Raw genomic sequence first — 24,901 nt, forward strand, 5'->3', positions numbered from 1 at the left:
GCGTGTCTACTACCGCTTTCACGGTCACGAACGGTGTTCCTCGCGGCGGTGGCTCTGGCTCACCTCCGCGAGCGCGGCGGGGTCGAGGTCGTCGGCCGACGCCACTGCCACCTTGCAGGGGGTCACGGCCCGCAGGGTGGAGGTGCGCAACCCGCCCTCGAGGATGGCTCGCTCGCCGAGGATGGCGCCGGGGCCCAGCTCGGCCATGCGCTCGCCGTCGACCTCGACACGCAGCACGCCGTCGAGCAGGAGGAAGAGCTCGTCGCCCGGCTTCCCCTGCTCGGTGAGCGTCTCGCCCTCGCCGAGCTTGCGCAGCCGCGGCTTCTTCCCACCGCGCATGACCGCGGTCGACAGCTGACGCTCGAGCGCGGTCTCGACCTCGGTGACGAGCGCGGGGGAGTCCTCGTCGCCCCAGGGGGAGTGCTTGCCGAACGCGCGGCGGTACCACGTCGAGAAGTCGATGAGCCCGGACTTGGCCGCCAGGTTGCCGTCGCTGTCGTAGATCCAGTGCCGCGGGAAGGGGCTCGCGCCCACGACCTCGTGGGTGGACGAACCGTCGGCGTGCACGGTCAGCGCGAGCGTCGTCCACGCGAGCGGGGCGCGGAACTGCACGAACGGCTTGCGTCGCACGCGGCGTGGCGCGGGCACGCCCGTGCGCCCTCCCGCCGTCTGGACGAAGCGCACGGACGTAGGAGTGACGACCGGATCGGGGCGCAGGTCGGGGAGGGCAACCGCTTCGAACGTCGCCTCGCGGCGGCCCAACCGCAAGGTCGTGGATCCGATGTGGCCCTGCCCGAGGTGTCCGTGCCCGACGACGCGGCCGTCCTCCACGTCGATCCACGCCCGCAGCTCGTTGGCGAAGCGGAAGGCGTCGGCCCGGCGCAGCGCGTCGAGGTCGTCGACGGTCTCGGGGAGCGGCGCGTCGTAGTGGGCGATCCCCATCTCGAAGGGCACCCGCGTACCCGCTCCCTTGATGGCCTCCGACGGGATCCACGAGATCGAGATGACCGATGATTCGATGCGCATACCCGAACCGTAGGACGGGGGCAGGGCGCGGCCAAGGGTGGGGTCACGACGTGGCCCGGTGAGGGTGCCACCCCTCGGGCAGGGGATGGGCGCACGCTTGACCCGCTCGCCGATTTGCGTCCGAAATGGGCTATGCCCGACGGGCGGATCACGGTGTTCCTCGCCGACGACAACCTCATCGTGCGCGAAGGCGTGCGTGCGCTGCTCGGCCTCGAGGCCGACATCGAGATCGTGGGTGTCGCCGCGGACTACGACGGGCTCGTCGACGGCGCCACCGAGGCGCACCCGCAGGTGGTCGTCACCGACATTCGCATGCCACCTGCGTTCCAACGCGAAGGGATCGACGCGGCCAAGGAGGTTCGGAAGCGCCACCCGGGCACCGGCGTGGTCGTGCTCTCCCAGTACGACGAGCCCGAGTACGCCATCTCGCTCCTGAGCGAAGGCGCGGCGGGTTACGCGTACCTGCTGAAGGACCGGGTGGCGGAGGGCGACCAGCTGGCCCGGGCGGTACGCGAGGTGGCCACCGGCGGCTCGATGCTCGACCCCAAGATCGTCGAGGCGCTCGTGACGCCCGTGACCGGCGGGGGCGAGCTCAACGCGACGGAGGAGGAGCTGCTCCGCCTGGTGGCCGAGGGCCGGCCGATCAAGGCCATCGCCGTGGCCCAGCACACCACGCCTTCTGACGTTTCCGATGCGGTCGAGAAGCTCTTCCTGCGGTTGGCCGAGCAGGCCACGACCGGCGCGGCCGGCTCGCTGCGCCGCCTGCGCATGCTGCACCAGGCCATCGTCGACCGCGAGGAGCAGGGCGAGACGCTGAGTCGCCTGCTGCCCGGGGGCGTGGCCGACAAGTTGCGCAACGAGGGACGCAACATCGGTGAGACCGAAAACCTCGTCGTCACCGTGCTCATGGCCGACGTGCGGGGTTACTCGACCATCGCGGAGGACGCTGACCTCAGTGTGCTCGCGCGCCAGCTCAACGAGCACCGGGCCGAGATGAACAAGGCCATCCTGGGCGAGGAGGGCACCGTCATGCAGTTCGTGGGCGACGGGACGATGGCCGTCTTCGGCGCACCGATCCCGAGGGCCGACCACGCAGACCGTGCGTTCCTCGCGGCGGCGGCGATGCACAGGGGCCAGGCCGAGGTCAACGTGCGCTGGCAGGAGCAGGGCCTGGCGCCATGGGGCATCGGCATCGGCCTCACGACCGGTGAGGTCGCGGCTGCCATGCTCGGGTCGGAGGAACGGCTGGAGTACACGCTCGTGGGCGACACGGTGAACCTCTCGCAGCGGCTGCAGCAGTGGGCGGAGCCGGGCGAGATCGTGTTGAGCGACGCGACGCACGCGGTGCTGACCGTGCCGTGCGACGCGGAGGCCCTCGAACCGGCCCTGGTCAAGGGCCGCCACACGCCCGTGCTGTCCTACCGCGTGCGCTCGTCTGGAGGCTCGATATGACGGATTCACCCAGCATGACGGAAGCGCTCGGCGCCAACGGATCCGTCGCCGACGTGCGTGGGGTGCGCAAGACCTACGAGTCGGAGGGCGTGCCGGTGCGTGCGCTGCGCGGCGTCGACCTCACGATCGAGCCCGGGGAGTTCGTCGCCATCATGGGCCCGTCGGGCTGTGGCAAGTCGACGTTGCTCAACCTCATCGCAGGCCTCGACACCCCGACCGACGGCGAGATCGCCGTCGCGGGCGAGTCTCTGCAGGGCAAGGACGAGAACGCGCTCGCGCGCATGCGCCGCGCGCACATCGGCATCGTCTTCCAGTTCTTCAACCTCCTCGAGGGGATGAGCGTGCTGGAGAACGTCACCCTGCCGGCGATCATCGCGGGCTCGTCACGCAAGCAGGCAGAGTCACGCGCGCGCGACCTGCTCGACCTGCTCGGCCTGGCGGACAAGGCGAAGAACGCGCCGGGCGTGCTCTCGGGCGGACAGCGCCAGCGCCTCGCGATCGCACGCGCGCTTGCCAACCAGCCGACGCTCGTGCTGGCCGACGAGCCCACCGGCGCGCTCGATTCCGAGGGTGGCGAGGAGATCCTCGAGCTCTTCCGCCGGCTCCATGGGGCGGGACAGGCGATCATGCTCGTCACGCACGACCAGTCCGTCGCGGACGCAGCCAGCCGCCTGGTGCGAATGCGCGACGGGCGCATCGAGAACGGCACCGCCTGAATGGCGACCGCGCTCGACCGGGTGCTCGCCGGGGAAACCCGTGCCGGCCCGCGCGCCACCGAGACGCGCTCGCGCGTCCCGCTGCTGCTCGTCCCGTTGGCGCTGGCGCTCGTGGGCGTCACGTGGGCGCGTGTCGACGACGCGGCTTCGCTCCGCCTCCTCCCGATGTCGCTGCTCGTCGTGGCATGGCTCGTGGCAGGCGGGGTGCTGCGCGCGCGCCGCCCGAGCGAGCCCCTGGGCCTCCTGCTCCTCGCGCTCGCCACGGGCGCGTCGATCGGCATGGCGTCCACGGTGGAATCGGGCCCGTTCGCCGACCTCGTGACGCGCATGGTGGCCGCGCTGCTCCCATTCGCGGGCCTGCACGTGCTCGTCACGTTGCCGGACGGCTCCTTCACCGCCCGTTCGCACCGCACGGTCGTACTGGTGGGCTACGCGACCGGCGCCCTCGTGGGGCTTGGGCTCTGGGCGGCCCGTCCCTCGTTGCCCTGGTGGCCGATCGCGCTCGAGGTCGTGCTGGCCGGTGCCGTCGGGTTCCCGATGGCGAACGGCCGTTACCGGCGGGCGGCCGTGCGGGAGCGTCAGCGCATGCAGTGGTTCGGTTGCGCGCTCGCGATCGCAGCCGAAGTCGCGGTCGTCGTCACCGCGATGCGCGTGCTGGTCAGCTGGCCGCAGCACGTCGTTCCGACGATCGCGATCGCAACCCTGCTCCTGCCTGCCGCGCTCATCGCCACCGCGTCGGGTCGTTGGGTGGGTCGCGCCGATCGGGTGCTCACCTACTGTGTCTCGCTCGCCGGGCTCAGCGGTGTGGTGGTCGCCGTTTACATGGTCATCGTGCTCGGGCTCGGGCGGACACCGTCCGCCAACGAACGCACGCTGCTGGTCCTGTCGATGGTCGCGGCGGGAGTCGCCGCCGCGCTCTGCCTACCGGCGCGTGAGCGGCTGGAGCGCTTCGCCAATCGCCTCGTCTACGGCGAGCGCCACGCGCCCGACGAGGTGCTGCGCACGTTCGGCAGCCGTCTCTCTCGCGCGGTGCCGCTCGACGAGCTGCTGCTCCAGATGGTCGAGTCCCTCCGCAAGACCCTGGCCCTCCAGGCCGCCGAGGTGTGGACCGGGTCCAACGGGCTCCTCGAGCGGACCGTCTCGGTGCCCGAGCTGGGCGCGGCGCGTGTCTCCCTGAACGCGTCCGAGGAGCCCGTCGTGGCGCGCGCCGGCGTGTCCGGGCCCGCGTGGGTCGAGGTCTGGCTGCCCGCGCTGCTGCCGCAGGGCGACGACCCCATCCTGCGGGTGGCGCCCATCACCAACTCGGGCGAGCTCCTCGGGCTGATCGTGGCGCGGCGGGCATCGGGGTCCGAGCGCTTCAACGACGAGGACGACCGCGTGCTCACCGAGCTCGCCCGTCAGGTCGGGCTCGCCCTGCACAACGTGCAGCTCGACTCCGCGCTGCAGGCCTCGCTCGACGAGGTGCGGCGCCAGGCGAGCGAGCTCCAAGCCTCGCGCGCCCGCATCGTCGCCGCGTCCGACCAGGCCCGGCGCCAGATCGAGCGCAACCTGCACGACGGGGCCCAGCAGCACCTCGTCGCGCTCGCGGTCAACGTCCGCCTGGCCCGCCAGCTCGCCGACGCCGATCCCGAGCAGGCCAAGCTCATCCTCGACGAGCTGGGCGGGGAGCTGCAGGACGCGGTGCAGGAGCTGCGCGAGCTGGCCCACGGCATCTATCCGCCCCTGCTCATGGACCAGGGCCTCACCGCCGCCCTCCGCGCCGCGGCCGGTCGGTCGCCGCTCGACGTGGAGATCGAGGGTGAGACGACCTCGCGCTACCCGCCCGACGTCGAGGCGGCTGTCTACTTCTGCTGCCTGGAGGCGCTGCAGAACGCGGCCAAGTACGCCGGCGAGGGCTCCCACGTGACGGTCCACGTGCACGAGGACGAAGGCAAGCTCGGGTTCGAGGTCGCCGACGACGGTGCCGGCTTCGATCCCACGACGCGCGCCGGGGGCGCCGGCTTCACCAACATGAACGACCGCCTGGGCGCCATGGGCGGCTCACTGCGCGTCGAGTCCGCGCCCGGCAAGGGCACGCACATCTTCGGCGCGATCCCCCTGTGACACTCCTCTGATCAGTTGAGGCCGTTCTCGCCTGCCAGCTCCTGCAGGGCCGCCGGACCGAAGCGCTCCTTGTTGAGGTAGGCGGCCGCTCCGCACGTGCGGGCGCCCGACGGGAGGTCGTCCTCCGAGTACGTCGACAGCAGCACGACCACCACCTCGGGGTGCGCGGCCTTGATGCGGCGGGTGGCCTCGATGCCGTCGATCCCGTCCATGTTGATGTCCATGAGGACGAGGCGGGGCGACAGCTCGGTCACCATCGTCTCCGCTTCCTCACCCGAGCGCGCCTCGCCGACCATCTCGAACCCTTTGGTGAGCGCGACGACCGTCGACGCGGCCCGCCGGAACGGAGCCTGATCGTCGACGACGAGGACGGAGACGGGTGTTTCTTCCACCTCGTCCATTCTCCTCCTGCTGCGTGATCTCGGGCGATGGTGCGACCACCCGGGGACGGAGGGTGGTCAGCCCCCCTGGTCGGACAGGAACAGCAGCACCGCCTTGACGCGGCGGTGGGCGTCGGTCTCCTGGCTCAAACCGAGCTTGGAGAAGATCGAGTTGATGTGCTTCTCAACGGCCCGCTCGCTCAAGCTGAGGGTGGCCGCGATGGCGGCGTTGTTCTTGCCCTGGGCCATCTCCGCCATGATCTCGTTCTCCCGCGGCGTGAGCCGCGCCAACGGCGACTGCCTGGCCCGGGCCCGGGCGTTGACGAGGCCCTCGACGACCCTCGGGTCGATCACCGAGCCGCCCCGCTTCACCTCGCGGATGGCGGCGAGCAGCTGGTCGACGTCGGAGACCCGTTCCTTCAACAGGTAGGCGCGGCCCGATGACCCCCGCTCGAGCAGCGCGATCGCGTAGGTCGGCTCGTCGTACTGGCTGAGCACGACGACACCGACGTCGGGGTGGCTGTCGCGCAGGTGCTCGGCGGCGCGAATGCCCTCGTCGGTGCCCGTCGGCGGCATGCGGATGTCGGTGAGGACGACGTCGGGCTCGTGCTCGTCGACCGCGGCGAGGAGCGAGTCGAGGTCCTCGCACACCGCGATCAACTCGAGCTCCGCCTGCGCCTCGACGAGCCGGCGCACTCCTTCGCGCACCAGGTAGTTGTCCTCCGCGAGCACAACCCGGATGCGGTCCACGCCGTGGAGGATAGGCGGAGACCGCGCACGGCCTACGCGATCACTTCAACACGTCGGACGTGCACGGCCCGCCTCCGCAGACGTCGACGAAGAACCCGTGCTCGTAGAGGAACACGAGTGCTTGGAACCCGACGCGGATCTCGCGACCGCCTGCACCGTGCGGGTCCTCGCCGAGGCGATTCGGCAGGTTGGCGTCGGGCGGCGCCGGTGTGCCGTAGTCCCACATCACCAGGGCCGAGCCATGGTACGGGTCGGACGGGACCGGGCGGATGTCCCACAACGGGTCGACGTGGGTGCTGCGCCCGGGGAGCAGTGGCGGCTCGTGCACCGGGATGTCGGCGGTGCGTGCCTCCGTCTCGGTGGCGATGTTCGCCACCTGATGGTCGCCGAACGCCTCGATCAGCAACACCTCGTGGCGCGGAGTGCCCGGGAGCGGGTCGTTGGTGAGATGCGCCGCGTAGCCGTCGGCCTCACCGCGGTCCCACAGCATCTGGACGAGGCCGATCTGCACCTGCCGGTAGACCTCGTCCGGGTAGTTGGGGTTGCCGATCGCCGCGTACTGGTCGTAGTCGACGCTCCGGTTGAGCAGGGTGCTGTAGTTCATGCCCGGCACGCCGAGCACGGCGCGCGTCCACTCCTTGGAGACCGCGGTGACCGCGCCCCCGAAGATGCCCCCCTGGCTGTTGCCGTTGTAGGCGACGTAGCCGGGCTCGAAGGCGGAGTGCGCCGGCGAGCCGACCTGGAAGGCGGGCGAGCTGGCGAAACCGCGCCCGTCCTTCATCAGCCGGGCGAGGAACTGGTAGTTGAGGATGGCCTGTTGCAGCCGGTCGGCCAGCGTGGCGAACTTGCCGTTGTCCTGGAGGATCTGCACGACGTTGCCGACGTCCTCGCTCGCCATCCCGATGATGTCGGTGCCGCACAAGGTGATGTCGCCGAGGTTGGTCAAGCCGCCGAACGAGTTGACCTCGTTGCGACTGCCGAGCAGCCCGTGCCCGTAGACGACGGCGGTCCCCGCCCGCGTCCTGGACGAGCGGGGGATGATGCAGAGGAACTTCGCGGTGAACGTGCCGTTGCGCGCGGGCAGGCCGTCGGGGCCGTAGTTGTACCGCGAGCCGGGCGCGCCCGTGCCGGTGAGGTAATTCGGCACCTGGTACGTGCCGGTCACCCGGCGCAGGATGTTGCTGTCGACGTCGCGCTCCACCGTGTCGACGGTGAACGACGGCACGCCTCCGTGGAGCGACGCGAACGCGTCGTCGCGGATGTGCAGCACGCGCTCGCTGAGGCTGCGCTCGCTGGCGACGGTGAAGTCCCACGCAAGAGTGAGATCGGATCGCCCGACGTCGGCGTTGCCCAGCTCGTCGAAGAGCTGTTCGAGGTGGGGTCGGCGCGCCTCGATCGCGGGGATGAAGGTCGTGATGTGGTCGCGGTACACCTGGAAGTCACGACTGGGCCCGATCGTCGTGCCGCCGGCGTCCTTCAGGCGGCGCAGGGCGACGATGTAGCGCCCGCCCTCGTTCAGGTTGCGAGCCGGACGGATGATGAGGGCGCGCGACACGTCGCTGGTCGCGGTCGAATCCAGCTCGGCGAAGAACGGTTGGTGCTCACCAGTGTCGGCGTTGACCAGCACGATCGGCGCATTGTCGTCGAGCGAGCGGGCGATGTCGGTGACGGGGGCGGCACCGGTGGTGCCCAGGTCGAGCCCGGGGATGTGGGCGATGATCATGGCGCCCGGGCTGAAGCCGTCACTCCGGTTCCACTCGGTCGGGTCCATGTGCACGCCGGCGATGTTGGCCGGCATCGACTCGAGGTTGAAGCTGACCCGCCGTCCCGTGTCGGTGCTCGGGTCGGCGACCGTGAAGCGGTCGCTGGGGAACGGGAGCAGGCAACGGTCCTGGCCGAGGAGCTCGCAGCGATCGGCTGCGGTGGTGTCGATGCCGGGCTCCCACGAGAACTCGCTTACCGCGCGGCGGACCGTGTGGCCGTGCTCGCGGCTCGCCGTCGCGGTGACCCGTGTGATCCCCTGCGCCAGGTCGGCGGGCCCGAACGACGCGGTCGCGGAGTGCTCGCCCTTGACCAGGCGGGCGGTGAGATCGACCATGCGACCGGCCGTCGGGTTCGAGAGCACGACGTGCAGCGAGCTCGTCTCCAGGCGGTCGTGGAGCTCGACGAGCACGGTTCCGTTACCGGCGACGGGCAGCTGGGTCTTGTCGGCGGGCGTGACGATCCGGATACCGTCACCTTCGGGGCTCGCGTCCTTCCCGGCCGCGCGGGCCGGGGTGGCCAGCAGGGCGGCGACCCCCGACAACGCGACCAGCAACACCAACGTCCGACTGCGGATGCGAGCCATGTCTCCCCCTTGGTTCCCCCCGGCGGGACGACCGTAGCCGCCGAGGTCAGGCGACGGCGAGCGTCACCACAGCGGCGACCACGGAGCCGTGCGCAGCAGCCGGCTCTCCCATTGATCGCGCAGGGTCAGGGCCTTCGTCATCCAGCTGTCCGCCGGATAGGACTCGGGTTCCTCGTATGTCAACAGGCGCAGGAGCTGGCTGTGGTCCTTCAGCTTTTGCACGAGCACGACCTCGCGGCGCGGCCCCGCGCCGGCTGCGGGTCGGAGGAACGCCTGCAGCTCGATGAGCGGGCTCTTGCGCACCATCGGCTCGTACCACTCACCCAGGGCGCGGACGTAGTCGTCGAGCTTGCCCTCGAAGGGCCAGCCCGTGTCCTCCATGTACAACGACGGCTCGTGCTCGGCGGGTGCGGCGTCGACGCGGGCGAAGTCGACGTTCTGCATGGGTGACCACGGCGTGGGCAGCAGCAGCTTGCCCCGTACCTCGTGACGCAGCTCGTCGAGCTCGGTCGCGAATCCCTGCAGGTCGCCCTGCTGCACGCGTCGGGCGAAGTCGTGCCAGGCCGGCGCGCCGGTGAAGGCGGTGACGGTGACGACCGTGTACGAGAGCCCGGTGCCGTGGGCCTGGTGGAAGTACCACAGCAGGCGTGCGTCGTCGCCCTTGGCGAGAATGGCCCTGTAGTCGTCGCGCATGGCGCGCTCGAAATCGCGCCAGCGGGTGCCGACCAGACGATGAACCTCGTGCAGGAACAACATCGGCCTACGCGAACTGGGGGAGCCAGGGACGGGTGGCCGCGAGCAGCTCGTCGGTCATCTGCTCGACGTGGTCGTAGTCGATGCGACCGGTCAGCGGGTCGGCGAGGAGCGCGGCCAGGACGTCGTCGCGACGGCCGCTGACCGCGGCCTCGACGGTGAGCTCCTGCGCGGCGGACACGCGGCGAAGGTGCTCGGCGAGGAACGGCGGGGCAGACGCCCGGTCGCGGCCACGCACACCGTCACCGTCCGCGACGCACATGGCCTCGACCACGACGTCGGGCGGCAGATCGGGGCACTGGCCCGCGTTGGGGAGGTTGAGCGGGAGCGAGCGCGCTTTGTCGGTGATGAACGAGTCGATGAGCGGCGCGACCATCTCGCCCGACGGGAGATCGGGCACGTCGTCGGCGGCGAGCCGCTCCTCCAGCCGTTGCACATAGCGCTGCTCGTCGCGTTCACGGTCCTCGATCGTCGTGAGCGTCACGCCCCAGCGCTTGCCCCAGGCCGACTCCTCGGTGACGAAGCCGGGGAAGAACTCCACCACGTGGCGGTCGCCGGCCCCCGGCAGCGCGCCGAAGCGGTGGAACAGCTCGAGCTTGACGCGGTTGATGTCGAGCAGGTCGCCCTTGCGCCACTCGGCTCCGTCGGGCCGGGGCTCGTGGCCCAGGTCGGCGGGGAGGGCGAACGGCAGCGGGTCGTCGCGACGGCGTTCGTCGGCGGTCAGCGCGGCCAGGCGGGCCAGCCCGTCGCCGTCAACCGTCCCGCCGCCGTGCGCGCCGTCGATGCGCAGCTCCGTGATCACCGGCAGATGGTTGACGCCGGTGATGACGGGCTCGATGGCGCGGAAGTCCGTGTCGAGGAGGAGGGACAGGTAGAAGCGGGTGATGGTGATCTCGTGGCACAGGCCGACGGTGCGCACCGACGTCTCACGCGTTACCGCGCGGCACAGCGTGGTCATGGGGTTGGTCAAGTTGAGCAACCAGGCGTGCGGACACAGCTCCTCCATGTCACGCGCGATGCCGACGAGCACGGGGATGTTGCGCAGCGCCCGTGACACACCACCCGGGCCCACGGTGTCGCCGACGGGTTGGTGGATGCCGTGGCGCGCGGGGATCTCGAGATCGTGGCGCATGCTCTCGAACCCGCCCGTGGAGATGTTCACCACCACGTAGTCCGCGCCCTCGAGTGCCACGCGCTGGTCGGTCGTCGTCGACACCGTCATCGGGATCTGCCGAACGCTGGCGACGTGCTCGACGTAGGCGGCCATGCGCGGGAGCCGGGAGGCGTCGATGTCGTCGAGCACGATGTGCGCATCGTGCAACGACGGCCGGCCCGCCATGTCGGTCACGAGCGTCGGTGCCCATTGATGACTGCCGCCGCCGACGATGGCGATGCGAGGGCCCACGGCGGGCAGGGTAGCCGGGGCCGTCGTCGTCTACCCTCTCCGCCGGGGTGTGCCGGGAAGACTGGTCGGCGGCCGGTCGTCGACGCCCAGGAGCCTCCCGTGGTCACGCCTTCCCGTTGGTCGAGATCGCGACCCGACCGCCCGCCCACCACGCCCGCGCGGGCCAGCACGGTCGCCCGGCCCGTGCGCGAGTTCTTCGCGACAGAGGCGAGTGGCGGGCTCGTCCTGCTCGGGGCCGCCGCGGTTGCGCTGGTGTGGGCGAACTCTCCCTGGCAGGCGAGCTACCGGACGCTCTGGTCCACGAACCTGTCGCTCGGTGTCGGCGGGTACTCGATCGACGGCGCGCTGCGACTCTGGGTCAACGAGGGCCTGATGACGATCTTCTTCCTCGTGGTCGGGCTGGAGATCCGCCGCGAGCTGGCGTCGGGCGAGCTGCGGGATCGTCGGCGGGCCGCGCTGCCCGTCCTGGCTGCCGCGGGCGGCATGCTCGTGCCCGCCCTGCTCTATCTCGTCGTGAATGCAGGCGGGCGCGGCGCGCGGGGCTGGGGCATCCCCATGGCCACCGACATCGCCTTCTCGCTCGGTGTCGTGGCGCTCCTCGGTCGATGCGTCCCCGCGTCGTTGCGGCTCTTCCTGCTCACCCTGGCCGTTGCCGACGACCTCGGCGCGCTCGTCGTGCTCGTCGCGGCCTACTCGACGGGTGTCTCCATGAGAGCGCTCGTCGTCGCCGTCGCGCTCGTCCTCCTCGTCGTGGTGCTGAAGCGGATCGGTGTTCGGTGGACCCCGCTCTACGTCGGGGTGGGCGTTGCGATCTGGCTGGCCCTCCATGAAGCGGGTGTCAACCCCACGCTGGCGGGTGTGGCCATGGGGCTCCTGGCGCCCGTTGAGCCGGCTCTTCCCGAGCACGCGATCGCGACCGTACGCTCCCGCCTCGGGGACGTGTCGACCGTGGACGCGGCTCGCGACACCGCCCGCCTGGCGCGCGAGTCGGTCTCGGTCGTCGAGTGGCTCGAGCACCTGCTGCACCCGTGGGCGAGCTACGTGGTGGTGCCTGTGTTCGCGCTGGCCAACGTCGGTGTCGTGATCGGGAGCGACCTGGTCGAGACGACGTCGCGTTCACCGGTGGCGCTCGGGGTGCTGCTCGGGAAGGTGGTCGGCAAGGCGTTGGGCATCACTGCGTTCACGTGGATCGCGTGTCGGCTCGGGCTGAGCTCGCTCCCCGCCGGCGTCCGTTGGCGCCAGGTCGTCGGAATCGGTGCGGTCGCCGGCGTCGGGTTCACGGTCTCGCTGTTCTTCGTCGACCTGTCGTTCGCTGACCCCGACCTGCAGGACGAGGCCAAGCTCGCGGTCCTCGTGGCGTCGGCCGCGGCCGCCGGTCTGGGCGCGCTGCTGCTCCGCGCCGACGGGCGAGGCGAGGTTTCCGCTGCCGAAGACCCCGGGTAGCTCTCCTGGATGGCGCCCAGGCAGCCGGATGACGCCGTACCCGAGGAGCTCGAGGAGCTACGGCGCGCCAAGGACGACGAGGTGCTCGAGCGGGAGGGCCTCGAGACCGAGCTCATGGAGCACGACGAGTCGGAGGCCGGGGAGGACATCCACCACGTGGGCTGACCGACGCTCCATCGTTGTGGCACACGAATGAGGAGGTCCGCGATGAGGTTGCGGAAGCGGAGCACGGCACGGAGCCGGGGAGCGGCACTCGTGAGCGAGTCTCGGCGGGACCGGCGGGCACTGGCACGCGACGCCGGGCTCGGACGGGTCTCGGTGGTGAGCCTGCTCGGAGGTGTGGCCGCCGCGGTCGCCGCCTTCACGGTTCTCATCGGCGCGGCGGCGGCGGCGACGAGCGCCGCCAACTTCGACACCGACCTGATGAGCCAGGAGTGGCGCAAGCTCGACGCGTCCGACGCCGCCATCCTGAGCGCGGCCCTGTTCCTCGCCTGCCTCTTCGGCGGCTACGTGGCGGGACGCATGGCGCGACGGGCGGGCGTCAGCCACGGCTTCTACACCTTCGCCCTCGGCGCGGTGCTCCTCGTCGGCGCGGTGGCAGGGCTCGATCAGATGACGCGTGGCGACGCGCTGCCCACGGCGTTTCGCACGCTGGGCATCCCCACCGCGTTCGACGAGTGGCGCGACCTGCCCGCCCTGGTCGGGCTCGCGTGGGCGCTGACTGCGCTCGTGGCTGCGTGTCTCGGTGGCGCGTGGGGTGAGCGCTGGCACACGCGGCTGGTCGAGCGGGCGGCCGACCCCAACGTCGGTCGGGGCGCAGCGGCGCGGGTCGCGGCCGGCGACCGCCTGCGTGGCGACTCCGGCATGGTCGACCTGGGCGAGCGGCTCGGAACTCCGCCGGCGCCTGAGGCGGAGCCCGTCGCGGGCGCCACCGAGCAGGAGACCGTGCGCACGCCCTAGACGGTGTAGACCCGCGGGATGGACCTCCGGGTTGTCCGCTACGAGGTCGACCGGGGCGTGGGCCTCGTCACGCTCGACCGGCCGGACCGCATGAACGCATGGACCATCCGCATGGAGCGGGAGTACGCGTGGGTGCTGCGCCGGGCGGACCGCGACCCCGACGTGCGCGTGGTGGTCCTCACCGGCGCGGGACGGGGCTTCTGCGTCGGCGCCGACTTCAAGGCGCTCGACGTCATGAGCGACACCGGCACGTACGACGTCGCCGGGGAGCGGCCCGCCGATGAAGCCGAGGTGGTCGGCGAGCATGCGCCGACGTTGGCGATGCGCCTCTCCAAGCCGGTGATCGCGGCGGTGAACGGCCCGGCCGCGGGGGTGGGATTCGTCCTGCTCTGCTTCGCCGACATCCGCTTCGCGGCCGCGGGGGCCAAGCTCACCACCTCGTTCGGCCGCCTGGGCCTGCCCGCCGAGCACGGGGTCTCGTGGCTGTTGAGCCGGCTCGTGGGGCCCGGACGCGCCGCCGACCTGCTCTTCTCGAGTCGCGTCGTGCTCGCCGAGGAGGCGGTCGAGCTGGGCCTGGTCAACCGGGCGTTCCCGCCCGACGAGCTGCTGCCGTTCACGCTGGACTACGCGCGGCGCATGGCGGCCGACATCTCACCGTCGTCGCTCCGCGTGATGAAGCGCCAGCTGTGGGACGACATGACCGGGGAGCTGGCCCCCTCGGTGAAGTTCGCGGTGGAGATCATGGAGCGCATGGTCGGTGAGCCCGACTTCGCCGAAGGGGTCGCGGCGTTCCAGGCGCGCCGGCCGCCGGTGTTCGGCGCAACGGAGGTGAGCACCCCGGTCGAGGAATGACTCAGTACAAGCAACGAGGAATGACTCAGTACAAGTAACAGAGCGCGTACAGGAGAGCCGTGAGCGAGAGCCCGTCGCGCACCTCGCCCGCCCGCGCCAGCCGGCGCACCTCCTCGAGCGGCACCCACTCGACCCGCTCGGCCTCGTTGACGTCGGCCGGCTCGCCGACGTGTGTCGCTCCCTCGGCGACGAACAGGTGGAAGCGCTTGTCGGCGAGTCCGTTCATGGGGTTGTAGGTCACGAGGTGACGCAGCGGGCCGGGCCGCCAGCCCGTCTCCTCCAGCACCTCGCGCGCCCCCGCCGCCTCGGGCGACTCGCCGGCCTCCACGTGACCGGCGGGCACCTCCCACCCCCACGTGTCGGTGATGAAGCGATGGCGCCACAGCAACAGCACCCCCCGTGTGGCGTCGGCGACCACCACGCCGGCCGCCTCGTAGGGCGTGCGGACGACGTGGTGCTCGAAGCGGTCGCCGTCGGGCAGCTCCACGTCGACGAGGCGGAGGTTGACCCAGTCACTCTCGTAGAGCGAGCGCTCGCCGTGCACCGTCCAGCGCATCAGCCGCTCCGGCGCATCAGGTGACGGCGGACGTCGAGTACTGCGTCTCGTAGAGCTCGGCGTAGAGGCCACCGGCCCCGACGAGCTCGAGGTGGGTGCCCCGCTCGACGATCCGGCCCTCGTCCACGACGAGGATCTGGTCGGCAGCCTGGATGGTCGAGAGACGGTGGGCGATCACGAGCGACGTGCGTCCGGCCAGCGCCTCGGCGAGGGCCTGCTGGATCAGCACCTCGGTCTCCGAGTCGAGGTGCGCGGTCGCCTCGTCGAGGATGACGATGGCGGGGCCCTTCAGCAGGACGCGCGCGATCGCCAGCCGTTGCTTCTCGCCGCCCGACACGCGATACCCGCGCTCGCCGACGACGGTGAGGTAGCCGTCGGGGAGCGACACGATGAGGTCGTGGATGCGCGCCGCCTTGCACGCGTCCACCAGCTCCGCGTCGGTGGCGTCCGGCCGGGCGTAGCGCAGGTTGGCCGCGATGGTGTCGTGGAAGAGGTGGGCGTCCTGGGTGACCATCCCGATGGTCCCCGCCAGGCTGGTCAGCGTGAGGTCGCGCACGTCGTGGCCGTCGACGCGTATGGCGCCGCTCGTGACGTCGTAGAGACGCGGCACGAGGTGGGACAAGGTGGTCTTCCCTGCGCCCGAGGGACCGACGAGCGCCACCATCTGGCCGGGCTCGGCCGTGAACGACACGCCCTTGAGGATCCAGTCCGACGGCTCGTCGCTCAACACCGCTGTGGCGTCGGCCTCGAGCGAGGCGATCGACACCGTGGAGGGTGCCGGATAACGGAACCACACGTCGTCGACCTCGATCTTGCCTCCCTTGGACACCAGGTCGTAAGCGCCGGGCCGGTCGTCGATGGCGCGAGGCGCGTCGAGCACCTCGAACACCCGCTCGAACGAGACGACCGCGGTCATGTAGTCGACCCGCGCCGAGGTGAGCGCGGTCAGTGGCTGGTAGATCCGCTGGACGTAGAGCGCGAGGGCGACGAGCGTGCCCAGCTTGAAGGTGCCCTGGATCACGAATCGACCGCCCAGCCCGTAGACGATGGCCGTGCCGGCCGCGCCCACCAGACCGAGGGCCACCATGAACGTGCGCGTGTACATCGCGCTCCTTACGCCGATGTCGCGCACCCGGCCCGCCTTGTCGCGGAACTCGCTCCGCTCCTGCTCGGGTCGCCCGAACAGCTTCACGAGCAAGGCGCCCGAAACGTTGAACCGCTCGGTCATGGTGGCGTTCATGGCCGCGTTGAGCGTGAACGACTCGCGGGTGATGCGCTGCAACTTGCGACCCACGAACTTGGCGGGGACGAGGAAGGCGGGCACGACGACGAGCGCCAGCAGCGTGAGCCGCCACTCGAGGTACACCATGGCCCCGAGGGTGAAGGTGAGGTCCATGATGTTGGACACGATGCCGCCGAGCGTGCCGGTGAGCGCCTGCTGCGCGCCCACCACGTCGTTGTTCATGCGGCTGATGAGCGCGCCGGTCTGGGTGCGGGTGAAGAAGCCGAGCGGCATCCGCTGCACGTGGTCGTGCAGCGCGGAGCGGAGGTCGAAGATCAGTCCCTCGCCGATGCGGGCGGAGTACCAGCGGCCCGCCACGGTGAGGCCTGCCTGGGCGACGGCCAAGCCGAAGGACAGCGCGGCCAGCCGGTAGACCTGCCCGAGGTCGTGCCCAGGGATGGCGTCGTCGATGATCTGCTTGAAGACGAGCGGCGGCAGGATGCCCGCCAGCGACGACAGCACGATCGTGGCCAGGAAGAGCCAGAGCATGCGCCGGTAGGCCCGGGCGAACCGCCACACCCGCCCCATGACGGCGCGGTCGAGCGTCTTGCCCGCGACCGCTTCGGTGTCGCGGCCCATGCGCATGTGCCACATCTGCATTCCCACGACGCAACAGGTTGCCAGACCTGACGGACTAGCTCTTCGCCGTCGAGGCGCGGTCGAGTGCGTCAGGCGTGACCGACGTCATCTTTCCGCCCGCGCCGCGACGGGCCTACGGTGTGGCCGTGAGTTCCCTGGAGCGCAGGCGTTCCGTGCTCGACCGGCTCGACGACGGGCTCCTCGTCATCGTGGCGCTGGTCGGCGTCGTCATCTTGTTCTCGGTGGTCGGGTGGGTCGTCCACACGGTGGTCTTCTTCGTGAAGCTCGCCCTCGTGGCCGTCTTCATCGGGCTCATCGTCCGGCTGGTCGCGCGCCACCGGTAGACCCGTCGAGTCACCGCGCCACCGGGCCTGCTGCTACTGCTCGGCGAGCGCGGCGGCCGTCGCGGCGCGGTCGTCGAAGATCCCCCTCCCGTGGACCTCCAGCACCACCTGCTTCAACGTTCCGGTGAACCGGAACGGGCTCTCGTAGGCCGGGCTCACCGGGGTCTGGGTGTCCTGGCCGCAGTCCAGGGGCTCGAAGCCGGTGATGAGGCAGGTCTTCGCGATGTCGCCCTTTCCGACCTCGACGCCGTCGATCAGCAGGGTGACCTCGCCGGCCAGGCGGTCGGTGCGGTCGAAGCGCATCTCGAGCGTGCACGGGCCCGTCGGCACGTCGGTGTCGGAGGTGACCACGTAGCGCTCCAGCCCCACATAGTTGTGCTCGTAGACGAGGCGGTTGTGCTGCACGTAGAGGGTCCACCCCGCGAAGCGGCCGCCGATCGCCAGCAGCACGCCCTCTTGTGACGCGTCGGCGCGGTCGACCTCGGCCGTGATGGTGTGGCTCCGGCCGACCGTGCGCGCGGCCACGATCGGATGGAGGCCCGACATGCCCGGGTAGTAGGTGAACACCGTCTGCTTCTGGGGACGAAGGGCGCGGCCGACGCCCCGGTCGTCGAGCGGGAGCACGTTGTGCTTCCCGGCCTCCGACCACCATCGTTCGATGAGCTCCCGCACCTTGTCGGGATGGCGATCCGCGAGATCGTCGAGCTCCGAGAAGTCGTCGTCGAGGTGGTACAGCTCCCAGCGATCGTCCTCGAACGGCTGCGGGAAGACCCAGTGGACGTCGCGCTGGTGCGCAGCCACCGCCTTCCAGCCGCCGGCCCAGACGGCCCGGTTGCCGAACATCTCGTAGTACTGCACTTCCTTGCGGGTGGGTGCTTCGGCGTCGGTGAACGTGTAGCCGAAGCTGGTCCCCTCGATCGGCAGTTGGGGCACGCCGCTGACGACGTCGGGAGCCTCGACGCCGATCGCCTCGAGCACGGTGGGCACGATGTCGACGACGTGGTGGTACTGGTTCCTGATGGCACCTCCGTCGCGGATGCGCGACGGCCAGTGCACGATGAGCGGGTCGCGCACCCCGCCCGCGTGCACCCAGCGCTTGTACCACTGGAACGGCGTGTTGCCGGCCTGGGCCCAACCGATCGGGTAGTGGTTGTAGGTGGAGGGACCGCCCAGGTCGTCGATGCGCGCCAGGTTGTCCTCGACCGTGGCCTCGATCAGGTTGAAGAAGAGCCACTCGCTGACGAGCCCGTGGTCGCCTCCCTCCGCGCTCGCCCCGTTGTCCGAGATGAGGACGGTCAGGGTGTCGTCGAGACGGTCGATCTCGCGGAGGAACGCGACGAGGCGGCCGATCTGGTCGTCGGTGTGGGTCAGGAACGCCCCGTAGACCTCCATCATGTGGGCGTAGAGCCGGCGCTCGTCGGCCGAGAGTCCCTCGGCGCCAAACCGGCTCCCGCCGGCGCGATGCCGAGCTCCTTCTGACGCGCGAGCCACTCGTCCCGCGTCTGGTCCCAGCCCTTGGCGTAACGACCCGCGTAGCGCTCGATGTACTCGCGGGGCGCGTGGTGGGGCGCGTGCGCGGCGCCGAAGGCGAGGTAGCAGAAGAACGGCTTGCCCGGCGCGGCCGACTGCTGGTCGCGGATGAACTCGATCGCCCGGTCGACGAGGTCGGCGCTGAGGTGGTAGCCGTCGTCAGGCGACGCGGGCTGCTCGACGCGGTGGTTGTCGTAGACGAGGTCGGGGTTCCACTGGTTGTTGTCGGCGCCGAGGAAGCCGTAGTAGCGGTCGAAGCCGCGGCCGAGCGGCCAGTCGTCGTACGGGCCGGCACCGTTCTGCGCCTCCGCCGACACGAGGTGCCACTTGCCGAGCGCGAACGTGCTGTAGCCGTGCGGGCGGAGCATTTCCGACAGCAGCGCGGCGCGCTTGGTGATGCGCCCCCGGTTGTTGGGGAAGCCGTTGGTGGCTTCCGCGATGCACGCCATCCCCACCGAATGGTGGTTGCGACCGGTGAGCAGGCACGAGCGCGTCGGCGAGCACAGCGTGGTGGTGTGGAAGTTGTTGTAGCGGAGGCCGCCCGCGGCGAGCGCATCCATGTGCGGGGTGTCGATGTCGGACCCGAAGCAGCCCAGCTGCGCGAACCCGACGTCGTCGAGCACGATGAACACCACGTTCGGCGCGCCCTCCGGTGGAGCGAGCTCGGGCGGCCACCAGGGTTGCGAGTCGTGCCACGTGCGACCGATGACGCCGGCGAAGTCCGGCTCGAAGATCGACATGCCGAGATCAGATCACGACCCGACGCCGCTGACCAGCGCCACCGCGAACCGTCACTTGTCCGTGCAGCGCGGAGCCGACATGCTCACCCCGTGAGGGGAAGCACACCTGCGACTCGGGAGGGCGGGTTCGACCTCCGGGACAGCGACCCGTTCGTCGACGCCTTCCCCGGACTTCGTGCCGCATTCGACGGTCCGTCGATGGCGTCAGCCCTCGGCGATGCGCTGGGTGTCGGAGTTGTCGCCTGCGAGCCGCGCGAGGCGCTCTTCGAGCCCGACGGCTACTGCATGGTGCGGTGTCGGGCAACGCTCGAGCGTGGCGACCAGGTGCTCATCGGCGCCCGCCTGTTCCGCGACGCCGGCGCGGCGGAGGCGTTCCGGGTCGACGCGCTGGAGCAGCCCGCGGCCGACCTCGACGGGCGGCCCCACCGGCCGCCTGTGCCCGTGCTGGCCGCCACCCTGCCGGCGCTGGCGATCGCGGTCGCGGTGTTCCCGGTGGACGGGGAGCTCCCCACGCTCGTGCGCGTCACCGATCCGGACGAGACGGCCTCGCTGCTCGACCGCGCCCTGCCCGCCGTGACCGGCCCGTACCGCGTGGCTGCCGCCCAGTACGGTCGCCGCCGCCGTTGTGCCCTGCGCTTCGAGGCGGGCGCCCCCCGCGTCTCCGCCGTCGCCTACGGCAAGGTCGTCAACGACGGCAGCGGCGGGCAGACCCGCGCGCTCACCGACGCGTTGCTGCACGCGGGCGCCGAGTTCGACGTGCCGCCGGTGCTCGTCGACCGCCCCGAGCTCGGCCTGACCGTGCTGGGAGCTATCCCGGGCGCGCCACGCGTGGCCCAGCTGCTGAAGGCGCGCGTTCGCGAGACGGAGACACCACCCGACTCGCCGGCACTCGAGGAGGCGGTTGCCCGCTGCGGACGGATCGCGGCAACGGTCCACCGCGTCGAGCTCCCGCTCGGGCCCAGCCGTTCGCTCGACGGCGAGATCGCCCCGCTGCACGACGCGATCGATGTCGTGCGCGCGTACACGCCCGAGCTGGCGGCGCGGATCGAGCCCGCCATGTTGTCCGCCGAATCGCGTTCGGCAGGCACGGAGACGATGGCCGAAGCCACCGCGCACGGCGACTTCAGCTACACGCAGATCCTCTTCTCCGGCGATCGGTACGGTCTCGTCGACTACGACGGCGCGTGCCGGGCCGAGCCTGGGCTCGACCTCGGGCACTTCCTCGCGTACCTGCGGTTCGCGATGGTGAAGGCCGCGGGTGTCGAAGCGCCCCGGTTCGCTCCGCTCGGGGACGCGCTGGAGGCGGTCTTCCTCGACGGCTACCGGTCGGCCGGTGGCGTCGCGGACCGAGCGGTCGAGGAACGGGTCCACGCGTATGAGATCGTCAGCCTGCTCCGGCTCGCGGTGCACGCCTGGCAGAAGATGAAGCCGCAGCGGCTGCGCAACATCCTGGCCGCGCTCGACGCCCGCTGTGCGGTGACGACATGAGCCCGGTGTGATGCGTCAGGCGAAGCGGATGATGCTGATGGCGCCGACGATGAGGCTGTAGACGGCGAACGGCAGCAGGGTGCGGGTCTGGAAGAAGCGGACGAGGAACCGCACCGACACGAAGGCGGCGACACCGGCGAAGAGGGCGCCGACGAGAGCCTGGCCGCGGATGCCGTCGCCCAGGTGCCCGGCGAGGTCGGGAACCTTGTAGACGCCGGCCGCGAAGATGATCGGGGTGGCGAGCAGGAAGGAGAACCGCGCCGCGTCCTCGTGGTCGAGGCCGCGCAGCAACCCGGCGACCATCGTGATGCCGGAGCGGCTGACGCCGGCGAACAGGGCGCCGATCTGGGCGATGCCGACCGCGCCCGCCTCCTTGAAGTCGAGCGTGTCGAGCGCGCGACCCTCCTCCTCGCCGGGGCCGCGATCGGTCGCGTGGGCAACGACCAGGTGGCGAACCGCGGCTCGGCGCCGCACCCGTTCGCCGGCGAGGAGGATCAGCCCGTTGACGGTGAGGAACACCGCGGCCGCGAGGGGCTTGGCGAACAGGGTGCGCAACGCGTGCTCGAGGGCGAGGCCGGTGATGCCGGCCGGGATGGTGGCGACCACCAGCAGCCAGGCGAGGCGTTCGTCGGGGGTCTCGATCCGGCGGGTGCGCCATGTGCGGACGAAGCCGGCGATGATGCGGACCCATTCGGCACGGAAGTAGACGAGCAGGGCGACCGCGGTGGCGACGTGCAGGGCGACCACGAAGGCCAGGTAGAAGGACTCATCGGCCGACTGGGCGGTGACCAGGTGGTCCCAGCCCAGCCAGGCGGGCACGAGCACCGAATGGCCGAGGCTCGAGATGGGGAACAGCTCGGTGACGCCCTGCAGGAGGCCGATCACGATGGCCTGGAAGTAACTGATCACGGTCGCTCCTCGGGTCCGCCGGCACCGCCGCCGACATCTACTACGTGTGTCGTAGATTAGCTGAACTCCGACAGCTGTCGTACTTTGGGGGGCATGCCTGGTCGCGATCGCCGTAGCCCGAGACGGGCGGCCTCGCGGCGCGGCTCGGGCGAGCTCGAGGGTGAGGTCCTCGCCGCGCTGTGGGCGGCGTCCGAGCCGCTGGTGCCGGCGGCGGTACAGGCGGCCGTCGGGGGCGACCTCGCCTACACGACGGTGATGACGATCCTCGTACGTCTGCACGACAAGGGGGTCATCGAGCGCACCAAGGTGGGTCGTGCGTTCGCGTACTCTCCGGTGGTGGCCGAGACCGAGGTCGTCGCCGACCATGTCCGCCGCCTCCTGGCCCACGGCAACGACCGGGCCGCGGTGCTGCAAGGGCTCATCGACGGGTTGCGACCCGAGGACGAGACCATGCTGCGGGCGATGCTCGCCGAGATCGACCAGGCCCGTCCCGAGCAGGCGCACTGACGTGCGCGCCGTGATCTACCTGCCCTTCGTCCTCAGCGCGGTGCTGGTCGGGCTGAGCCGTCTGGTGTGTCGGAGGACGTCACCCCGTCGGGCCGCTTGGTCGATGACCGCCGCCATGGTCGTGTTGGCCGGCTCGGCGTTCGGAGCGCTGGGGCTGTTGGCGTGGCCGCTGGTGGCGCGCGACTCGGTCGTCGCTCACCTCGGCCGCTGGCGGCCGGGAGCGGTGAACCATGGCGTCCCCGTGCCGATCGTCGTTTCGGTGGCCGCCTCGCTGGGGCTGGTCGTGGTCAGCGCGCTCGTGCTCGTCCGGGTGCGGCGGCTCCACTCCGAGTTCGCGGCGATCTCCCGGATGCATGCGGCGCTCGCATCCGCGGGCGGCGGCTCCGTGGTCGTGGTCGACGACCCGGTGCCCACCGCCGTCGCGGTGCCCGCCACCCCGGCCCGCCGGGGCCGCGTGCTCGTGTCGACCGCGCTGCTCGAGGCCCTCGACGACGAGGAGCGCGCCGCCGCTCTCGCCCACGAGCACGCTCACCTCGCCCATGCCCACAGGAACTTCATCGTCGTCATTGCTCTCGCGGCGGCCATCAACCCGATGCTGGGGTCGGTGAGAGACGACGTGGCTTTCGCCTTGGAGCGGTGGGCCGACGAAGACGCGGCAGCCCGAACCCACCCGACGATCGCGGCCCGGGCGCTGACCAAGACGGCGCTCGCGAAGCTCTCGCTGCTCCAACGGCAGGTCGCGGTCGCGGGCGCGATGCACCTCGGTCATCTCGGGGTACCCGAGCGCGTGGCGGCGCTGCTCGAGCCCGCGGTTCGGCGACGGCGGGTCGAGGTCGTCTGGTTGGTCGCCGTCGTGGTCGTGGTCGCGATCGGCGCGCTCGGCTGGGCCACCCACGACACCGAACGGCTCTTCGAGGCGTTGCGAACGCGCTGATTCGCTCTGAGCCCGCCCTCGGGCTACGCGTGTCATAGCCCGGACGGCAGTCCCAGAATGGCACGCGGGGCCCATGGTCCCTCACTGTGTGTGGCCGTACTCTCACTCTCCGTGAGATCCCCTCGGAGAGAGACGAGACTCGTGAGCGAACTGCGGCTGCTGGGCGTGGAGTGGGACGGCAACAGCAAGACGTCTCCGGGGCGCTACCGGGTGCACCCGATGCGGGCCTTCGCGCCGGCCCTGGCGGCAATGATGCTGCTGGCGTCGCTCGCGGGCGCACCGCGAGCCCCCCGCGTGCAGCTCCGGGGCCCGGATGTGGCCGTCATCGTGCGGGCAGAATCCGCCCGCGTCGCCGCGGTCGAACGCCTCGTCGGTCGTCTGGGCGGTTCGGTCGGGCGGCGTCTGGCCATCATCGACGGTTTCACCGCTCGGGTGCCGGCGGGGAGCGTCGGCCGCTTGGCGGGCGCGGACGGCGTGCGGGCAGTGACCGCCGACGCCCGCGGCCACATGCTGAGCGTCGACCCCGCGCTCGGTTATGACCCCGCGGCCGATCTCTCCTCGCCCACCAACGTGGCCTCGATCATCAACGCCAACCCCGCGTACGCCGCCGGCCTGACCGGCAAGGGCGTGGACGTGGCCCTCATCGACTCCGGGGTGGCGCCCGTCGTCGGGCTCACCTCGCCGGGCAAGGTCGTCAACGGGCCGGATCTGTCGTTCGACTCCCAGAACCCCAACCTCGTCTACCTGGACGGCTACGGCCACGGGACCCACATGGCCGGGCTCATCGCCGGGCGTGACACCGCCGATTCGGCCGTGCCCGACCCCGCCCACTTCACCGGGGTGGCTCCCGATGCCCGCATCCTCAACGTGAAGGTGGGGGCGGCGGACGGATCGGTGGACGTGTCCCAGGTCATCGCCGCCATCGACTGGGTGGTGCAGCACCGCAGCGACAACGGCCTCAACGTGCGGGTGCTGAACCTGTCCTTCGGCACCGACTCCCCTCAGGGCTATGCGCTCGATCCCCTCGCCTATGCCGCCGAGGTCGCCTGGCGCAAAGGCATCGTCGTGGTCGTGGCGGGTGGCAACGACGGCAAGGCCGCCACCTCCCTGGCCGATCCGGCGATCGACCCCTTCGTGCTTGCCGTCGGGGCCGACGATCCCATGGGAACCGTCGGGCCGGCCGACGACGCGCCCGCCTCGTTCTCCTCCCGGGGCAACGGCAACCGCCACGTCGACGTCCTGGCTCCGGGCAAGTCGCTCATCTCCCTGCGCGACCCCAACTCCGTGGTCGACATGAACTTCCCGAGTGCGCGGGTGGGCACCCGGTTCTTCCGGGGCAGCGGTACCTCGCAGGCGGCCGCGGTGACATCGGGCGCGGCGGCTCTGCTGCTCCAGCAGCGGCCCACCCTCACCCCCGATCAGGTCAAGGCCGTGCTCATGGCCAGTGCGCTCAAGGTCAAGGCCAGCAACGTGTTGCAGGGCTCCGGCATCATCGATGTGGGTCGGGCCATGACCACGGTGGCGGGGCCCTCGACCCAGAGCTATCCCTACTCGAGCGGCCAGGGCTCGCTCGAGACGGCGCGCGGCGCGGTACACGTGGTCGATCCCGCCACCGGCCAGGCTCTGACCGGCGAACGCGACATCTTCGGCCAGGTCTGGAACCCCGCCACCTGGGCGCCCGCCGCGCTGAACGGCTCCAGCTGGAGCGGGGGCACCTGGAACGGCTCCTCATGGTCCGGCTCCTCGTGGTCCGGCTCCTCGTGGTCCGGCAGCTCGTGGACGGGCAGCTCGTGGTCCGGCAGCTCGTGGAGCGGCTCGTCGTGGTCGGGCAGCTCGTGGTCGGGC

General features: G+C 71.0%; 20 protein-coding genes and 1 pseudogene. 11 read left to right on the forward strand and 10 right to left on the reverse strand.

All coding sequences use genetic code 11. From position 1 onward, the window contains the following. Positions 1-24: 24 nt before the first annotated feature. Positions 25-1,026, reverse strand: coding sequence for a cyclic nucleotide-binding domain-containing protein (locus E6G06_09800; protein ID TML91351.1), 1,002 nt, complete (start codon positions 1,024-1,026; stop codon positions 25-27). A 132-nt stretch (positions 1,027-1,158) separates the two neighbouring features. Here E6G06_09800 and E6G06_09805 point away from each other — a divergent pair, with 132 nt between their 5' ends. The 3 genes from E6G06_09805 to E6G06_09815 are packed head-to-tail and all read left to right on the forward strand — an operon-like array spanning position 1,159 to position 5,297. Then, the gene (locus E6G06_09805; protein TML91352.1) at positions 1,159-2,478 is read left to right on the forward strand and encodes a response regulator; all 1,320 of its coding nucleotides are present in this window, start codon (positions 1,159-1,161) and stop codon (positions 2,476-2,478) included. A gap of 14 nt (positions 2,479-2,492) precedes the next feature. After that, a complete protein-coding gene (locus E6G06_09810) occupies positions 2,493-3,194 on the forward strand; it encodes an ABC transporter ATP-binding protein (protein ID TML91353.1) in 702 nt (233 codons plus the stop codon). Then, positions 3,195-5,297 carry a GAF domain-containing sensor histidine kinase gene (locus tag E6G06_09815; GenBank protein ID TML91354.1) on the forward strand — a complete coding sequence of 701 codons (2,103 nt, stop codon included), beginning with the start codon at positions 3,195-3,197 and terminating at the stop codon, positions 5,295-5,297. It abuts the gene before it with no gap. Positions 5,298-5,308: 11 nt separating this feature from the next. On the opposite strand, the gene E6G06_09820 is transcribed toward E6G06_09815, so the two are convergent. From E6G06_09820 to E6G06_09840, 5 genes are all read right to left on the reverse strand, one after another. Next, positions 5,309-5,698, reverse strand: coding sequence for a response regulator transcription factor (locus tag E6G06_09820; GenBank protein ID TML91355.1), 390 nt, complete (start codon positions 5,696-5,698; stop codon positions 5,309-5,311). Positions 5,699-5,755: 57 nt separating this feature from the next. Next, on the reverse strand, positions 5,756-6,418 hold the full coding sequence (locus E6G06_09825; protein TML91468.1) for a response regulator transcription factor: 663 nt from the start codon (positions 6,416-6,418) through the stop codon (positions 5,756-5,758). A 49-nt stretch (positions 6,419-6,467) separates the two neighbouring features. After that, positions 6,468-8,774 carry a hypothetical protein gene (locus E6G06_09830; protein TML91356.1) on the reverse strand — a complete coding sequence of 769 codons (2,307 nt, stop codon included), beginning with the start codon at positions 8,772-8,774 and terminating at the stop codon, positions 6,468-6,470. Between the two features lie 63 nt (positions 8,775-8,837). Next, positions 8,838-9,530, reverse strand: coding sequence for a hypothetical protein (locus E6G06_09835; GenBank protein TML91357.1), 693 nt, complete (start codon positions 9,528-9,530; stop codon positions 8,838-8,840). A gap of 4 nt (positions 9,531-9,534) precedes the next feature. Next, positions 9,535-10,932, reverse strand: a complete 1,398-nt coding sequence (locus tag E6G06_09840; GenBank protein ID TML91358.1) for a hypothetical protein — start codon at positions 10,930-10,932, stop codon at positions 9,535-9,537. Between E6G06_09840 and nhaA the strand changes: the two genes are divergently transcribed. The 3 genes from nhaA (at position 10,894) to E6G06_09855 (ending at position 14,187) form a co-directional block, all read left to right on the forward strand. Beyond that, entirely contained in the window at positions 10,894-12,375 is a 1,482-nt protein-coding gene (nhaA, locus tag E6G06_09845; protein ID TML91359.1) for a Na+/H+ antiporter NhaA, read from the forward strand. The genes E6G06_09840 and nhaA overlap by 39 nt on opposite strands. 255 nt (positions 12,376-12,630) lie before the next feature. Beyond that, complete coding sequence (locus E6G06_09850; GenBank protein ID TML91360.1) at positions 12,631-13,335, forward strand: hypothetical protein; 705 nt, start codon at positions 12,631-12,633, stop codon at positions 13,333-13,335. A gap of 18 nt (positions 13,336-13,353) precedes the next feature. Beyond that, positions 13,354-14,187 (forward strand): enoyl-CoA hydratase, encoded by an 834-nt coding sequence (locus E6G06_09855; protein ID TML91361.1) that lies wholly within the window; start codon positions 13,354-13,356, stop codon positions 14,185-14,187. Positions 14,188-14,212: 25 nt separating this feature from the next. Here E6G06_09855 and E6G06_09860 read toward each other — a convergent pair whose 3' ends face one another. Both E6G06_09860 and E6G06_09865 read right to left on the reverse strand, forming a co-directional pair. Continuing rightward, positions 14,213-14,743 (reverse strand): NUDIX hydrolase, encoded by a 531-nt coding sequence (locus E6G06_09860; protein TML91362.1) that lies wholly within the window; start codon positions 14,741-14,743, stop codon positions 14,213-14,215. A gap of 16 nt (positions 14,744-14,759) precedes the next feature. Then, the gene (locus E6G06_09865) at positions 14,760-16,625 is read right to left on the reverse strand and encodes an ABC transporter ATP-binding protein (protein ID TML91469.1); all 1,866 of its coding nucleotides are present in this window, start codon (positions 16,623-16,625) and stop codon (positions 14,760-14,762) included. Between the two features lie 125 nt (positions 16,626-16,750). Between E6G06_09865 and E6G06_09870 the strand changes: the two genes are divergently transcribed. Next, entirely contained in the window at positions 16,751-16,948 is a 198-nt protein-coding gene (locus E6G06_09870; protein TML91363.1) for a hypothetical protein, read from the forward strand. A gap of 33 nt (positions 16,949-16,981) precedes the next feature. Here the strand turns inward: E6G06_09870 and E6G06_09875 are convergent. Continuing rightward, positions 16,982-19,218: pseudogene (locus tag E6G06_09875) on the reverse strand (arylsulfatase). A 198-nt stretch (positions 19,219-19,416) separates the two neighbouring features. Here E6G06_09875 and E6G06_09880 point away from each other — a divergent pair. Beyond that, positions 19,417-20,706, forward strand: a complete 1,290-nt coding sequence (locus tag E6G06_09880) for a hypothetical protein (protein ID TML91364.1) — start codon at positions 19,417-19,419, stop codon at positions 20,704-20,706. 15 nt (positions 20,707-20,721) lie between these two features. On the opposite strand, the gene E6G06_09885 is transcribed toward E6G06_09880, so the two are convergent. Beyond that, on the reverse strand, positions 20,722-21,612 hold the full coding sequence (locus tag E6G06_09885) for an undecaprenyl-diphosphate phosphatase (protein TML91470.1): 891 nt from the start codon (positions 21,610-21,612) through the stop codon (positions 20,722-20,724). A gap of 96 nt (positions 21,613-21,708) precedes the next feature. On the opposite strand from E6G06_09885, the gene E6G06_09890 reads away from it, so the two are divergent. The 3 genes from E6G06_09890 to E6G06_09900 form a co-directional block, all read left to right on the forward strand. Then, positions 21,709-22,122, forward strand: a complete 414-nt coding sequence (locus tag E6G06_09890) for a BlaI/MecI/CopY family transcriptional regulator (GenBank protein ID TML91365.1) — start codon at positions 21,709-21,711, stop codon at positions 22,120-22,122. Beyond that, positions 21,980-23,056, forward strand: coding sequence for a M56 family peptidase (locus E6G06_09895; protein ID TML91366.1), 1,077 nt, complete (start codon positions 21,980-21,982; stop codon positions 23,054-23,056). The genes E6G06_09890 and E6G06_09895 overlap by 143 nt, the downstream gene beginning before the upstream one ends. 252 nt (positions 23,057-23,308) lie before the next feature. Further along, positions 23,309-24,901: peptidase S8 and S53 subtilisin kexin sedolisin (locus E6G06_09900; protein ID TML91471.1), on the forward strand; the 1,593-nt coding region annotated here is incomplete at its 3' end.

The organism is Actinomycetota bacterium (assembly GCA_005888325.1).
GTDB lineage: Bacteria > Actinomycetota > Acidimicrobiia > Acidimicrobiales > AC-14 > AC-14.

Bases quoted from the DNA above. Each gene is read 5' to 3' on its own strand.
- E6G06_09800 (TML91351.1), bottom strand. From the start codon at position 1,026: ATGCGCATCGAATCATCGGTCATCTCGATCTCGTGGATCCCGTCGGAG.
- E6G06_09815 (TML91354.1), top strand. From the start codon at position 3,195: ATGGCGACCGCGCTCGACCGGGTGCTCGCCGGGGAAACCCGTGCCGGC.
- E6G06_09830 (TML91356.1), bottom strand. From the start codon at position 8,774: ATGGCTCGCATCCGCAGTCGGACGTTGGTGTTGCTGGTCGCGTTGTCG.
- E6G06_09890 (TML91365.1), top strand. From the start codon at position 21,709: ATGCCTGGTCGCGATCGCCGTAGCCCGAGACGGGCGGCCTCGCGGCGC.
- E6G06_09860 (TML91362.1), bottom strand. From the start codon at position 14,743: ATGCGCTGGACGGTGCACGGCGAGCGCTCGCTCTACGAGAGTGACTGG.
- nhaA (TML91359.1), top strand. From the start codon at position 10,894: ATGACTGCCGCCGCCGACGATGGCGATGCGAGGGCCCACGGCGGGCAG.
- E6G06_09855 (TML91361.1), top strand. From the start codon at position 13,354: ATGGACCTCCGGGTTGTCCGCTACGAGGTCGACCGGGGCGTGGGCCTC.
- E6G06_09820 (TML91355.1), bottom strand. From the start codon at position 5,698: ATGGACGAGGTGGAAGAAACACCCGTCTCCGTCCTCGTCGTCGACGAT.
- E6G06_09865 (TML91469.1), bottom strand. From the start codon at position 16,625: ATGCAGATGTGGCACATGCGCATGGGCCGCGACACCGAAGCGGTCGCG.
- E6G06_09805 (TML91352.1), top strand. From the start codon at position 1,159: ATGCCCGACGGGCGGATCACGGTGTTCCTCGCCGACGACAACCTCATC.
- E6G06_09835 (TML91357.1), bottom strand. From the start codon at position 9,530: ATGTTGTTCCTGCACGAGGTTCATCGTCTGGTCGGCACCCGCTGGCGC.
- E6G06_09895 (TML91366.1), top strand. From the start codon at position 21,980: ATGTCCGCCGCCTCCTGGCCCACGGCAACGACCGGGCCGCGGTGCTGC.
- E6G06_09880 (TML91364.1), top strand. From the start codon at position 19,417: ATGGCGTCAGCCCTCGGCGATGCGCTGGGTGTCGGAGTTGTCGCCTGC.
- E6G06_09810 (TML91353.1), top strand. From the start codon at position 2,493: ATGACGGAAGCGCTCGGCGCCAACGGATCCGTCGCCGACGTGCGTGGG.